A 14095-nucleotide genomic window follows, 5' to 3' on the forward strand; every position below is an offset into this window, starting at 1 on the left:
CCACAGGGCCCAGTCATCCCTCAAAGACGAAACAGCCGCGAGCTGATTTAGCCAAAGCCCCGGCCACCGCCCGCAGCCCAGGCTGCGCGATTAAATCACCGGGTGGGCGACTCGTCTGAACGTCATACCCATCCTCCAGAAGGCGGCCCTCGCGATGCTCTCCACCCTGGCCAACAACCTGCGCAAGCGGGTCACTCAAGCGCTCCCCGGCAAACGCCCCAGCTATCGAATCTTCAATGTCCAGCTGAAGCGGCGGATCGCGCTCAGCCCTTCGCTCACCCGGCTGGTATTCACCGGACCAGAAGTTGTTGAAATGACCACCCTGGCCCCAGACCAACGGGTCAAGCTGCTGTTTCCCGCCCCCGACGGCTCACCGCCCAGCCTGAACAACGACCTGCACTGGAAGGCCGCGCACAGTGCCCTGCCACCGGCCCAGCGCCCGCCGATGCGCACCTACACCATCCGTGCCTTGCGCCGTGAGGCGCTGGAGATGGATATCGACTTCGTGCTGCATGGTGTCAACGGCCCCGCCTCGGCCTGGGCCACCCACGCGCAGGTGGGTGACCGTTTGCAGATAGTCGCGCCCAACCTGGCCTATGAAGGCGACCCCGGCGGTTATGAATGGAAGCCACCGCAAGGTGTGCGCAATGTGCTGCTGGTAGGTGACGAAACCGCACTGCCGGCGATTGCCGGCATCCTGGAGCAACTGGCTGACACCCAGCCCGAGCTGGCAGTGCAAGCGTTCATCGAGGTGCCGCTGGAAGCGGATTGCCTGAGCCTGCGCCATGGCGATGCCACTGCACTGCACTGGCTGCCGCGCGAACTGCTGAGCTGCGCACATGGCCAAGCCATGCAGCATGCCGTGCGCGAACTGGCCAGCCTGCCACAGGAGCCTGCCGCACCACGGGCGAAGCTGGAAGAAGTGGACATCGACACACGGATCTTGTGGGAACAGGCCAGTAGCACCAGCAGTGCGTTCCATGCCTGGGTCGCGGGGGAATCGGCGACGGTAATGGATATTCGCCGGTATCTGATCAAGGAGCGCGGGCTGCAACGAGAGTGCCTGACCCTGATGGGTTATTGGCGGGCCGGGCGGACCTTTGATTGACTTGAGATAGCCTGGGGGCGCTTTGCACCCCCGGCAATGGTTCAGACTGCCGCGATCAACGCCTCGGCAAACCGCTGCGCCACCTCGTCGATCTGCTCGCCACTGATAATCAACGGCGGCAGGAAACGCACCACCGCCCCATGTCGCCCACCCAACTCCAGGATCAGGCCGCGCTTGAGGCACTCGCGCTGCACCTTAGGCGCCAGGTCGCGGTTAGCCGGCGGGTGGCCCAGCGCATCAGGCTGGCCTTGTGGGTCGACCAGTTCCACCCCGAGCATCAGCCCACGCCCGCGAATGTCACCCAACTGCGGATAGTCCTGCTGCAACTGCAGCAGGTGCTTGCGCAAGCGCAGCCCCATAGCCTCGGCATGTTCGGCCAGGCGATGCTCGACCAGGTAATTGATCACCGCCGAACCCGCCGCCATGGCCATCTGGTTGCCACGGAAAGTGCCAGCATGTGCGCCCGGCTTCCAGGTATCCAGCCAGTCGCGGTACACCACCACCGCCAGCGGCAGACTGCCGCCGATGGCCTTGGACAAGGTGACCACGTCCGGCACGATGCCGGCATGTTCGAAGGCGAACATGCGTCCGGTGCGGGCAAAGCCGCTCTGGATCTCGTCGATGATCAGCGCCACACCGGCCTGCTCGGTGATACGGCGCACACCCCTGAGCCATTCGATATCGGCCGGGATCACACCACCCTCGCCCTGCACCACCTCAAGGATCACCGCCGCCGGCAGTGGCACGCCGCTTTCCGGGTCGAGCAGCAGGTTTTCCAGGTAATGCAGGTTGGCCTTCACCCCGGCTTCGCCGCCCAAGCCGAACGGGCAGCGGTAGTCGTAGGGGTAAGGCATGAACTGCACGCCGTTACCGAGCAAGGCCCCCAGTGGCTGTTTCGGCCCATGGCTGCCCATCAGGCTCAGCGCGCCCTGGCTCATGCCATGGTAGGCGCCCTGGAAGGCCAGCACGGTGCTGCGGCCGGTGGCGCTGCGCACCAGTTTCAGCGCCGCCTCTACCGCATCAGTGCCGGTCGGGCCACAGAACTGCACCTTGGCCTCGCGGCGCAGCGCCTCGGGCAGGATGCCGAACAGGTCCTGGACGAAGCGGTCCTTGACCGGGGTGGTCAGGTCCAAGGTGTGCAGCGGCAACTCGTCAGCCAGCACCCGCTGGATCGCCTCGACCACCACCGGGTGGTTGTGGCCCAGGGCCAGGGTGCCGGCACCGGCCAGGCAGTCGATGAACTGGCGGCCTTCGACATCTTCGACGTGGATGCCACGGGCGCGCCTGAGCGCCAGCGGGATGCGCCGTGGATAGCTGCGGGCGTTGGATTCCTGTTGCTGCTGGCGTTGCAGCAAGGGCGAATCGGTGAATTCGTACAAGGGTTGCGGCACGCTGGCCGGTACAACCCGGGCAAGGCTGGAAGCGGTGGGCATGGGTAAATCCTCGCGAGCAAGCGAATGGGCGGTTATCGCTTTGGAAACGCTTGAGTGAGGGGAGGATTTAGCGGTTGTTACGCCATTTTATTTGGGTCTGTGCCGGCCCTTTCGCGGGTAAACCCGCTCCTACAAGGACCACACCGCCCGCGTAGGAGCGGGTTCACCCGCGAAGAGGCCAGCACAGGCAAACCCACCCCCACAGACCGCCACCCGCCCGTAGGAGCGGGTTCACCCGCGAAGAGGCCAGCACAGGCAACCCACCCCCACAGACCGCACCGCCCGTAGGAGCGGGTTCACCCGCGAAGAGGCCAGCACAGGCGATAAACATCAATGCCCAGGACGCGCCGGCACCTGCAACAAGACCCGCAAGCCGTCACTACGGCTGTCAAAGCGCAGGCTACCGGCACACCGCTGCACGATCGCCTGCACAATCGCCAGCCCCAATCCGCAACCACCACTCTGCCCATTGCGCCAGAAGCGCTCGGTCAGGTGCTCCAGGTCCGCTTCGGCAATCCCTGGCCCGTGGTCGCGCACCATGAAACCCACCTGGCCGTCCGCCATCTGCACCTCCAGCTCTACGGCTTCATCGCCGCCATGACGCAAGGCGTTGTCCAGCAGGTTGCGCAGCGCTGCCACCGCCAACGGTGCGGGCATGCCCAAGTAGATTTGCGTGGCCTCTTCAGGCAGGCGCAACACGATACGCCGGTTGTCGCCACCACCGGCATCCTGCACCGCCTGACGGGCCACCTGCTCGGCGCTGCACTGCACGCCATCCTCGAACGACAGGCTGCCTTCCACCCGCGCCAGCATCAGCAACTGCTCAAGCGTGCGGTGCATGCGGTCGGCGCCCTGCTCGGCATGCTCCAGCGCCTGCTCGCGCACCGCGCCGTCGGTCATCCGCGCCACCTGCAGATGGGTCTTGATCGCGGTCAGCGGGCTGCGCAGTTCATGCGCGGCATCGTCGGTCAGGCGCCGCTCACGCTCGAGGGTCTGGGCAATGCGCCGGAACAACTGGTTCTGGGTTTCCAGCAACGGCTGCAACTCGCTGGGCATGCCCGCCACCTGCAGCGGCTCGACACTGTCCGCACGCCTGCGGCGCAACGCATCACGCATGCGGTTGAGCGGCTCCAGGCCCTTGCCAAGGCCGATCCACAACAGCCCCAGGCTGCCGAGCAGGGCCATCAGTACCGGCGCCGATGCCGCCAGCAGAATCGACTGGTTCAGCGCCTCGCGCTCCATATGCCGGTCGGCCGTGGTGATGCGCACATCGCCGTGGTTGTAGGTGAAGGTGCGCCAAAGCGCATCGTCGATGGTCTGGTCACGAAACCCACTGCGCTCGTCGTCCATGGCGCCATCGTGCTTGTGGTTGCTGGCAAGGATCTCGCCACGCAGCGAGGTGACCTGGCAGGCCATGCCATCCGGTACGCTGAACTGGTCGGCGGAAAAATGCGCCTCCCCGCCCTTGGCGGTCAGCGGCTGCGGCAGTTGGTCGATCAGCCCGGCGACCATACGCGCCGACGCCACCAGCCGCTGGTCGAGGGAGAACATCATTTGCTGGCGCAGGTCTCGCAGCATCCACGCGGCGGCCAGTGCCCAGATGATCACGAAGGCACTGCCGAGGATCAGGCTCAGGCGCACCCGCAGGCTCATGATGCGGCCTCTTGCGGTGCCTGCGCCGGACCCAGCCGGTAGCCCAGGCCACGCACGGTCTCGACAATGCCGTTGCCCAGCTTGCGGCGCAGGTGGTGGATGTGCACGTTGAGGGCGTTGCTCTCGACTTCGTCGCTGAACCCGTACACGCAGTCTTTCAGTTGCTCGCTGGACAGCACGCGCCCGGGGTTCTGCAGCAGCGCCTGAAGCAGGGCCTGCTCGCGGCGGGACAGGTCGACATGCTGGCCGGCCAGGGTCGCCTCGCAGCTACTCGGGTCATAGCGCAGCGGGCCGTGCTCGATCACGTTCACCGCCCGCCCGGCCACCCGCCGCAGCAAGGTATGCAGGCGTGCGGCCAGCTCGCGCAGATCGAAGGGCTTGAGCAGGTAATCATCGGCACCGGCCTGCAGGCCATCGACACGATCGGTGACGGCATCGCGGGCGGTGAGCACCAGTACCGGCAGGGTCTCGCCTTTTTCGCGCAGGCGGCGCAGCAGCTTTAGGCCGTCTTCGTCGGGCAGGCCAAGGTCGAGGATCATCACGTCGAACTGCGCGGCCTGCAGCATCGCCCGCGCAGCGGCGGCGTTACCCACCCGGTCCACGGTCAGGCCCTGGGCGGTGAGGCCGGCGCAGATGCCGGCGGCGATCAGGTCGTCGTCCTCGCAGAGCAGAACGTGCATGGTGGGGCTCCCGGAGTGGTGTGGCTGGTATTGCACCTTGGGCGGATTAAGGGGGGATTATGGACCTTTTGGGGAGGGTTGGGGGTAGATCGAGCGCCGCGCGGGGTCGCCGCCCTGCCCATCGCAGCCTCACCCCAATTCCCGAGCTTCTCGAACACAACAGAAACGAAGTTGCCTTTTCCTACAACTGACCCAGAAACCTCTGATCCGAATCCATGATGGGATTTCCCCCTGCACACGTTGTCAGGGAGACACCTCATGTACCTGGATTACCTCGTGCCCTCGTGGCACGAGATCGAGTCACGTGTCATCGCCATGGTGGGCTACCAAAGCGGTGGCCAGTTCCGCACCAGCCTCAATGAAGAGGTCGCCTCACTGGGCCTCAACCTGCGCCGGATCGAAGCTGTCCGCACAGCCTTCTACCACGCCGAATGGCAGGCGGCGCACATGCTACGCCAGCGCTTCGCCGACCTCGACATCAACAGCATCGTCGACGAACTGCTGAGGGTCGTGAAGCAGATGGCGATGATCGTCGCCGGCAGCACCATTACCGGTGGCCTGCTTGGCGCGGGGGTAGGCGCATTCGCCGGCGGCGCCGGAACCATTCCGTTCGCCGGCGCAGGCGCGGCCATGGGCCTCAAGGTCAGCGGCTGGATCCTCGGTGCGCTGGGGCTGGCTTCCATTGCCGAATTCTTCATCGACGGCTTGCCGCGGATCGGCGAGTACTACGTCGATGGCATCCGCTTCGCCTGGGAAGGCACCTGCGGCAATGAAGGCACCGGCCCGTTCTGCCGGGACGACCCCTATGCGATATCCCGGGCCACGCATCAGATTGCCCAAGGCCATGTGGAAGTCGTGGTGCTGTTGTTGGGGGCAATCGTGTCGTACCTCACCCGCGGGCGCGGCGATGCCCGGGTGCTGGCCCAGGAAATGGCGGCCAGCCGCAAAGGCGCGCGGCTGGGGCAATGGATGCTCCAGCATGAAGAGGGGTTGAAGAAACGGCCGGATCTGCAGGTGCCGGAGCGGCGCAAAGGGGCGATGGATGATCCGCAGCCAGTTCAGCCGAATCGGCAGGCGGGAAAAGACAAGGAGCACCCCACAGGGAAGCCCGGTAGCATGCCGTTGCATACGGTGGCGTGTTTCAAGGCGGATAAATTGCCAGCGTCGAAGCATGGCGAGTTTGAGCGGCAGCTGAAGGGGCAACAGGATGGGTTGAATCGGCTGACGGTTGAGGAGTTTTTGGAGAACGTTGCCAATCCTGTAAAGCGTGACCCTGCGGTCGCACGCGCTGCACGCAGGGATCTACAAGACCGGTTGGAAAAAAGAATCAACAAGGAGCTGCTCGCCGAAATGAGCCCAGCAGAAGCAACTAGACTGTCGACCATAAAGGCGAAAGAGACGATGGCCACCTTGGCCGCGCTACACAATCCCGACTTAAGCGCGGGAGGCAGAGACATGATCTCAGACTTTGGCGACAGGCAAGTCAACTCCAGCATTGGTGCTCAATGGCGAAACAGACTAGCCAGCATCAAAGAGGCTGCGGAAAAATCGCCGAAATTCGGCACCCACTCGACTTACATGAATGTAAGGCTTCATAAGTGCTAACGACAAGAGGCATCGCAAATGGATGAGGTATTCTCCATATTCCTTGACAATATAGGCGCGCCTTTTTCCCGTCGAGAGGTGCCCCCCTCCAGCATTGATCGCTATAACGGAAAACTTCCAGAGTTGTTACTTGCATACTGGAAAGAGCATGGATGGTGTGGTTTTGGCGAAGGTATATTCTGGCTGGTTAATCCACAGGAGTATGAGGGCGTTGTCTCATCCTGGACCGAGGGCACCCTCCTTGAAAACCGGGACACTTACCACTTGGTTGCCAGAAGCGCTTTCGGCGACCTGTATCTTTGGGGAGAGAACAGTGGCTTTTCAGTAAAAATCACAAGTCTTCTGTCCCGTTACACAGGTGAAAACTGCACACTCACTGAAACGGAAGCAACCAGAGAGGTCCAAAGCTTCTTTCTATCAAGAAAAAAAGAACACAACGACTTTGAAAACCTTTTTGAGCCCGCGAAGAAAAAGCTGGGCATCTTGAAAGAAGATGAGATATATGCATTTGTTCCTGCATTGATGCTGGGAGGGCGCCCCGACCTCAAAAACCTGGAAAAACTTAAAGCAATAGAGCATTTAATTTTGCTGTCTCAAATCACCGAACTCGAACCCTACAGCTTCTCTGACTTCTGAGCACACAAAAGGACCTAAACGAATGGATGTCATCTTCAGCATTTTCCTGGAAACCTTCGGCGAACCCATCAGCCAGCAACCCGTACCAACTGCCGCTGTCGATCATTACCAAGGCAAACTCCCCAATCGCCTCCTTGAATACTGGCAAGACCACGGCTGGTGCGGCTACGGCGGCGGCTTGTTCTGGCTGGTAAATCCTCAGGAATACCAGGGTGTAGTGGCCTCTTGGTTGGCCGGTACGCACTTCGAAGAATGCGACACTTATCACCTCATCGCCCGCAGCGCTTTTGGCGACCTGTACCTATGGGGTGAGAAAACCGGTTCGGTGCTGACCATTGCGGCCTACCATTCCCGTTACCTCGATGGCGCTCACAGCTCAGGCGACGAAGAACGGGACAGCAGGATCCACGGTTTGCTCATGTGGCTGATGACCGAGTGCGTCTACTTCGACGACCTGTTCGAACCTGCCAGGGAACGGCTCGGCACCCTGGGCCCAGACGAGATGTATGGCTTTGTCCCCGCCTTGATGCTGGGAGGCCCAGACAGCCTCGAGCGTCTTGAAAAGCTGAAGGCAGTGGAGCATCTGGTGCTGCTTTCCCAACTGGGCGAACTCGAACCCTATGAACTCACTGGCGAAGAAGATGAATAGCCTTTGACGAACGCATTCAAGGGCGCACCGCATCCGGCCTATCGACATCCTGCAGCACGCCGACATCCTCGACATCCAGCCGGACGCAACGGTCCGCATGGGCCTTCAGCACCGAACGCGCCCCTTCATCACCCTTCAGCCGGGCAAGCGCCGGCCAGAAATCACGCCCGAACAACACCGGATGGCCCTGTCGTCCGGCATGACAAGGCAGGACTATCGTTGACCCACTGGCCTCGCGTGCAAGCAAATCCAGGGTCGCGGACGCCACCCAGGGCATATCCCCCAACAGAATCGCTACTGCCTGGGCCTCGCTGTCAGCCAGCGAAGCGGCCCCGGCCGCCAGGCTATGGCCCATGCCCAATGTGAAATCCGGACTGGAGACCACCCTGCACCGCGCAGGCAACCCCAGGTCTACGCCTCGCTCCCCCTCACGCAACACCACCCGCACATCATCGAACACTGCGCAGGCGCTCTCTACGCTGTGCACCAGCAAGCTTCGACCGTCAGCCAGCAGCGAACGGCGCTTGTCAGAGCCAAAACGCACACTGCTGCCTGCCGCCAATACCAACGCAACCACGCTCACAGCGCCGCCCGCTCGATGCCGTTGCGCACACGAAGGATATCGGCCAGTACCGCCAGGGCGATCTCGGCCGGGGTCTTGCTGCCCAGGTTCAGGCCAATCGGCGCATGGATGCGCGCCAGCTCGTCGCAACCCAGGCCACCAATTCGCTGCAAGCGTTCGCGACGCTTGTCGGAGGTGGCCTTGGAGCCCATCACGCCGATGTAGAACGCTTCGGTCCGCACGGCTTCAAGCATGGCCAGGTCATCGATTTTTGGATCATGGGTCAATGCCACCACTGCCGTGTCGGCATGGCAACCGCCATTGGCGATGAATTCCGACGGAAGCTCGCGGCGCACCTCAATGCCATTCAGCACTACGCCGTCGAGTACTTCATCACGCGGCTCGCAAAGGATGACCTCAAACCCCATGCCCCTGCCGAATTCGACGCAAAAATGCGCCACGCTGGAATAACCGGCCAGCAGCAGCCGCTGGGCGGCGCCGACACGCAAGCGCACCCGGGCATTTTCCCGTTCCACCCGTGGCCCCTGACTATGGTCATCGAGCAGCTGGCGGGTACCCGTAGGCAGGCTCACCTCACGCAGTATCCGGCGCTGGCCCAGCAGCGCACGTTCCAGCTCACGCAGATGCGCCTGCACCTCGCATTCAACCGGCAGGTTCTCCACCAGTACGTCAAGCACACCGCCACACGGCAGGCGAACGCGCGAACGCGGGTCGCTGCCGTCGCCATAACGCACGATGGCAACTGGCTCCGGGAATTCCCCCAGGGCCACGCGTTCGAGAAAGTCGTCTTCGACACAGCCACCGGACAGCGAGCCCAGCCACTGGCCGCTGGCGTTCACCGCCAGCAGCGAACCCGGTGCACGCGGCGCCGAGCCGTAGGTGGCGAGCACCGTGCACAACCATACCCGCTGGCCGTTGCAGGACCACTGCAAAGCCTGACGGATCACCTGTAGATCGAGATGCTGCACGCTTTACTCCGCCTTCAGCTCGGCGAGCTGCTGTACGCTCAGGTCGCCGGGCAATCCACCCCAGGCCTGGCGCAGGTAGTTGACCATATCCGTCACCTGTTGGTCATCCAGCTTGTCGGCAAAGCCCGGCATCGGCTGCATGCGCTCGAAGCCGGTGAACTGCTGTTCACGGATGCCTTCGAGGACCACCTTGACCAGGTTGCGGGAGTCGGCCTGGCGCAGCACGGTGTTGCCGCGCATGGCCACGGCGATGTGCGGCTTGCCCTCGCCGTCGACCCCATGGCAGCCGGCGCAGACGTTCAGGTACTGCTGGTGGCCACGCTTGGCACTGTCGCTCATCTGCTCCAGGGCAACAGTCTCGATAGCCTTGGCCGGCGGCGGCTGGTCGCCCAGCAGGTAGGTAGCCATGGCCGCAAGGTCTGCATCTTCCAGGTGCTGGGTGCTGTGGTGCACCACTGGGAACATCTCGTTGAACATGCTGCCCTGGGCGCTGATGCCGTGCTTGAGGAAGGTGGTCAGGTCCGGCTGGGTCCAGCCGCGCTCGGCCAGGTCCTGGGCCAGCAGGCTTGGCGCCAGGTAGCCACCCAGCAGGCCGCCGCTCAGGCGCTGGTCCTGCTGCAGCGCACCGATCGGGTTGCGCGGGGTATGGCATTCGCCACAATGGCCCATGACCTCGACCATGTACTGGCCACGCTGCCAGGCCGGGCTTTTACCCTCGGTCGGCTGCAGTTGCACGCTCTTGCCATACAGCATGTTCCAGCCGCTGAGGCCCATGCGCACATTGAACGGGAAGCGCAGCGCGGTCTGCGGTGTCGGGCGGTTGATCGGCGGTATGGTCATCAGGTAGGCGAGGATCGCGTCCGAATCTTCACGCTTGATCAGGTGGTACGAGGTGTAAGGCATCGCAGGATAAAGGTTGGCGCCGTCCTTGCGCTTGCCCTCGGTGACTGCGGCGAAGAACTCGTCGGCGCTGTAGTTGCCGATGCCGTACTGTTTGTCCGGGGTGATATTGCTGCCATAAATGGTGCCGAACGGCGAATGGATCGGCAGGCCGCCCGCATACGGCGCGCCGCCTTCGGCGGTATGGCAGGCCATGCAGTCGGCCGCGCGGGCCAGGTATTCACCGCGCTTGACCTGCGCATCGTCGGCTGCCAGGGCAATCGAACTGACAGCCAGCCCGAGGACCAACGCCGAAGCGCTACGTACGAAGCCCATGTTCAACCCTCCTTGACCAGGCCGAGATCGTTGAGCACCTTGCGGGTGGCATCGTAGTAACGCACGTAGCCTGTGCAGCGGCAGATGTGGTGACCGAGGCTGGCCTCGATGCGGTCCTCCACTTCGCTCTTCTTCAGCGGCTGGCGCTGGGCCGTTTCCACCAGCACGGTAGCGGCGTTGACGAAACCTGGTGCGCAGTAGCTGCACTGGAAGGCGAACAGGTCGACGAACTTCTGCTGGATCGGGTTGAGCGTCAGGTTACCGGCCTCGTCTTTCTTGGCATGGCCTTCGATGGTGCGAACCTTCTTGCCTTCGAAGTAATGCGCACCGGTGATGCAGGTGCGCACTTCTTCGCTGGTGCCGTCGGGGTTGTCGACGATCACCACGCAGGCGTGGCAGATGCCCTGGCCGCACCCCAGGCGCGAGCCGGTGAGGTTCTGGTGTTCGTGCAGGTAGTCGATCATCGCCAGGTCCGCGGGGACCTCGACCGGCCCGACCGGTTGACCATTGAGCGTCAGTTGCAGTGGACGGTTAGCCATTGAGGGCCTCCTTGATACGGGCTGGGGTGATGGGGAGATCGCGCACGCGCTTACCGATGGCATGCGCGACGGCATTGCCGATGGCACCGACGACCGGGATCATCACCACTTCGGCGATGCCCTTGGAGGGGTCGGTCGGTGACAGCGGCGGGAGGATTTCGCTGGTCTGCTGCCACACCGCCACATCGCGCGCATGCGGCAGGCGGTAGCGGTTGAAGTTCCAGTCGCCCTCCCCGGGCCCACCCTCGTACAACGGCATTTCTTCGGTCAGTGCATGGCCAATGCCCATGGCGATCCCGCCTTCGAGCTGGCCCTTGACCAGCTCCGGCACCAGCACCCGGCCGCACTCAACCCAGCTGTGGTGGTTGAGCACCTGCGTCTCCAAGGTGCCTTTGTTGACCTTGACCTCGACGATGGTCGCCACCGGGCTGTAGTAGGTGACCATGGCATTGTTCAACTGGGTGTCGGGGTAGGCCGCATTCTGCCGGTCGAGCAGGTGGTAGCCATGGCTGTTCATCTGCGCCTTCTTCGCATTCACCGCCCCATCGCCGTATTTCACCGCCACCGCGTCGAGCGGTAAACGCTCACGCACGCCGTCGATGACGAAGTCGGCCTCGGCCCAGCTCCAGCGGTTGAAACCGTGCACACTGGCGCCGGTGACCAAGCCCATGTCGTGGGCCTTCTGTGCGAGCTGGGCGAACGGAATCGGCTGCAGACCGTTACCAGTCAGCTCTCCGTTGACCCACACCGCATTTTCGCGGCGCACCACCAGTGGGTTGGCCTGGCCGCCATACGGGCCCTGGCTCCAGATCGCCATGGCCGCTGGCCACAGGCCATGGTTGAACAGCACACGCGCCGCTTCGCGGGTGGCATGGCTGAAGTAGAAGGCCGAGTTGGTCGCCGACGATGGCGACGCCAGCTTGCCGACCCAGCGCGGGTTGCGCAGCGCGGCGTCCTGCTCAGGCTGGCTGATCAGGTACGGGTTGCCGCTGGTGCTCAGTTGCAGCTCAGGCCATTCGGTGACTGCCGTCGTTACCTCGTCGGCCGAACGGCCGAGGAAATCGCTGACCACCAAAGCCTGGGAGGTGGACATGCCGGTACCCAGCTCGGTGCCGATGTGGCGCAGGCTGATTCGCCCGTCGCGGCTGAATTCGATGCTGGCCATCGGTGCTTCGGAGCCCGTGCCGAAGTCCTTCTGGCAAATGGCAAAGCCCACCCCGTACCAGTGGTCCTGATCCTGCGCGTCCATCTGCCGCTTGCGGGCGTCGCGGTCGCGCCACCATTCATGCACAGCGGCCTTGTCGAGGATCTCGTAAAGCCGCAGGGCGCCGGCCGGGACCGCTCCCTGGGTGTTCTTCATGCCCGATTTCAGCGCGTTGGCGCGGCGCAGGTCGATGGCATCGACCCCCAGGCGGCCGGCGATCTCATCCACCATCATCTCGGTGGCTGCCATGCTCTGCAGGGTGCCGTAACCGCGCATGGAGCCGGCCTCGACACCACGGGAATAGTAGGCGGTAACCGACAGGTCGTTCTGCGGCATGTAGTAGATCGACTGCGCTGCAGTGGCGCCTACGGCTGCCACCGACGGGCTGTAGTTGATGCGCCCGCCGCCGTCGCAGCTCATGTCGGCGCGGAAGATCTTGAAGCTGTTGTCCTTCTTGTCCACCGCCAACTGGTAGCGGATATCGAAGGCATGGCGCTTGATGCCGCTCTGGAACTGCTCGTAGCGGTCGTTGGCCAGGCGGATCGGCACCCCGGCGCCGTACAGCGCGGCCACCGCGGCATAGAAGACGAAGATATTGTTGTCTTTTGAGCCATAGCCCACGGTATAGCCCGGGTGCATGTTCAGCGTGTTCAGGGCGAAGCGCGACGGCTTGATCATGTGCACGCATTCCTGCGCCACTTCGAACGGGCACTGGGTGGCGACCACGAAGTGCAGCGTGCCCGTGGCCGGGTCGTACCAGCCGTTGCCGTTGTCCGGCTCCAGCGCGGCAGGTTCGATGGACGGCGTCTTGTAGCGCTCGTCGAACACCAGCCAGTCCTCGGGCGGGTTGTCCAGCTGCTCGGCCATGCGCTTGGCGTAGAACAACCCCTGCTCGGTCAGGTCGCCGTGCTGGTTGGGCTGCTTCGACCACACCGGCTTGCGGTTGAGGATGGTGGGGAACAGCATGGAGTTCTTCAGGCTGGAGAACTCATCGTCGTCGAACGGCGTGGTGCCGCCCACCCGCACGAAACGGAAGCTGCCATAAGGGTCGCGCTGGTACAACGGCGCCTGGGCACCGTAACGGATCGCCTGCTGATTGAACTGCAGCTTGCGCTTGGCCTGGCGGAAGCGCTCGAAGTCGTGCCAGATCAGGATCGCCACCGGGTGGCCGATGAACATCGGCACCTTGCCGGGCGGCAGCAGCGGGTCGGGCGAATGGGCCTCGGGCCAGGCGATGCCGTCCTGTTCGAGGTCGGCGGCGGTGACGATGCGGTCCGGCTGCAGGTCGGTGCCGAGCAGGCTGAGGTCATGGCCGGCATAAATCCGGTCGACCTTGGTCGCCTTGAGCAGCAGCGCATGACCTTGCTGCGCGGGCCAGCCGGGCATGTCCTTGGCGCGGATGTCGCGCGCGAACACTTTGTCGCCGCAGACCTTGGACAAGGCATCGTTACGGAAACGCGCCTTGCCGTCGTGGTTCATCCACTTCTGCGGCGAAGTGGTAACGCGCTCCTCCATCAACGCGGCGAATGCCGGGCTGCCTAATGGCGCCATGGTCACACCGACACCAGCGATCAGGCCGCCTTGCAAAAAGGCGCGCCGGGAAATATCACGGTTGGACATGCTTGATCCTCTGGGCAGTTGGGGCCTGCCCTTTCTTTTGATTCTTGGCCTGGCTTGAGAAAACTGACCTTGGCGTCAACTTTACAGGAATTGGGTGGATATAGGCAAAGTCAAGCCGACAATGTGTCGCGGTGTGTATAGGGCAAGAGGCGGAATTCGCGCTTTGGCGGGTAGGTGTTCGCCGGGAGATTTTCAGCGCCTG

Annotated in this window: 12 protein-coding genes; 4 read left to right on the forward strand and 8 right to left on the reverse strand. The window is 63.3% G+C overall.

Annotation, left to right across the window (positions count from 1 at the left end; translation table 11 throughout):
• The first annotated feature begins 154 nt into the window (after positions 1-154).
• Positions 155-1108: a siderophore-interacting protein gene (locus ACF8GF_RS21235; RefSeq protein ID WP_392488440.1), complete on the forward strand. Its 954-nt coding sequence runs from the start codon at positions 155-157 to the stop codon at positions 1106-1108.
• A 41-nt stretch (positions 1109-1149) separates the two neighbouring features.
• On the opposite strand, the gene ACF8GF_RS21240 is transcribed toward ACF8GF_RS21235, so the two are convergent.
• The 3 genes from ACF8GF_RS21240 to ACF8GF_RS21250 form a co-directional block, all read right to left on the reverse strand.
• Positions 1150-2541: an aspartate aminotransferase family protein gene (locus tag ACF8GF_RS21240; RefSeq protein WP_176685671.1), complete on the reverse strand. Its 1392-nt coding sequence runs from the start codon at positions 2539-2541 to the stop codon at positions 1150-1152.
• 330 nt (positions 2542-2871) lie between these two features.
• Positions 2872-4194: an ATP-binding protein gene (locus ACF8GF_RS21245; RefSeq protein WP_176685672.1), complete on the reverse strand. Its 1323-nt coding sequence runs from the start codon at positions 4192-4194 to the stop codon at positions 2872-2874.
• Positions 4191-4874, reverse strand: coding sequence for a response regulator transcription factor (locus tag ACF8GF_RS21250; RefSeq protein ID WP_004576176.1), 684 nt, complete (start codon positions 4872-4874; stop codon positions 4191-4193). The genes ACF8GF_RS21245 and ACF8GF_RS21250 overlap by 4 nt, the downstream gene beginning before the upstream one ends.
• Positions 4875-5132: 258 nt before the next feature.
• On the opposite strand from ACF8GF_RS21250, the gene ACF8GF_RS21255 reads away from it, so the two are divergent.
• Genes ACF8GF_RS21255 through ACF8GF_RS21265 form a run of 3 tightly spaced genes read left to right on the forward strand, consistent with a single transcriptional unit; the run spans position 5133 to position 7764 of the window.
• A complete protein-coding gene (locus ACF8GF_RS21255; protein ID WP_176685673.1) occupies positions 5133-6479 on the forward strand; it encodes a DUF6861 domain-containing protein in 1347 nt (448 codons plus the stop codon).
• An 18-nt stretch (positions 6480-6497) separates the two neighbouring features.
• Positions 6498-7115: a GAD-like domain-containing protein gene (locus tag ACF8GF_RS21260; RefSeq protein WP_176685674.1), complete on the forward strand. Its 618-nt coding sequence runs from the start codon at positions 6498-6500 to the stop codon at positions 7113-7115.
• Positions 7116-7137: 22 nt separating this feature from the next.
• Positions 7138-7764: a GAD-like domain-containing protein gene (locus ACF8GF_RS21265; protein ID WP_176685675.1), complete on the forward strand. Its 627-nt coding sequence runs from the start codon at positions 7138-7140 to the stop codon at positions 7762-7764.
• 16 nt (positions 7765-7780) lie between these two features.
• On the opposite strand, the gene ACF8GF_RS21270 is transcribed toward ACF8GF_RS21265, so the two are convergent.
• The 5 genes from ACF8GF_RS21270 to ACF8GF_RS21290 are packed head-to-tail and all read right to left on the reverse strand — an operon-like array spanning position 7781 to position 13893.
• The gene (locus ACF8GF_RS21270; RefSeq protein WP_176685676.1) at positions 7781-8347 is read right to left on the reverse strand and encodes a nucleotidyltransferase family protein; all 567 of its coding nucleotides are present in this window, start codon (positions 8345-8347) and stop codon (positions 7781-7783) included.
• The gene (locus tag ACF8GF_RS21275; protein ID WP_176685677.1) at positions 8344-9315 is read right to left on the reverse strand and encodes an XdhC family protein; all 972 of its coding nucleotides are present in this window, start codon (positions 9313-9315) and stop codon (positions 8344-8346) included. Before ACF8GF_RS21275 ends, ACF8GF_RS21270 begins: the two co-directional genes overlap by 4 nt.
• Before the next feature lie 3 nt (positions 9316-9318).
• Positions 9319-10530 (reverse strand): cytochrome c, encoded by a 1212-nt coding sequence (locus tag ACF8GF_RS21280; RefSeq protein ID WP_392488441.1) that lies wholly within the window; start codon positions 10528-10530, stop codon positions 9319-9321.
• 2 nt (positions 10531-10532) lie between these two features.
• The gene (locus tag ACF8GF_RS21285) at positions 10533-11069 is read right to left on the reverse strand and encodes a (2Fe-2S)-binding protein (protein ID WP_003254265.1); all 537 of its coding nucleotides are present in this window, start codon (positions 11067-11069) and stop codon (positions 10533-10535) included.
• A complete protein-coding gene (locus ACF8GF_RS21290; protein WP_176685679.1) occupies positions 11062-13893 on the reverse strand; it encodes a xanthine dehydrogenase family protein molybdopterin-binding subunit in 2832 nt (943 codons plus the stop codon). The genes ACF8GF_RS21285 and ACF8GF_RS21290 overlap by 8 nt, the downstream gene beginning before the upstream one ends.
• Positions 13894-14095 lie beyond the last annotated feature (202 nt).

Origin of the sequence: Pseudomonas sp. yb_5 (assembly GCF_043103865.1) — a bacterium.
Taxonomy (GTDB): Bacteria; Pseudomonadota; Gammaproteobacteria; order Pseudomonadales; family Pseudomonadaceae; genus Aquipseudomonas; species Aquipseudomonas putida_Y.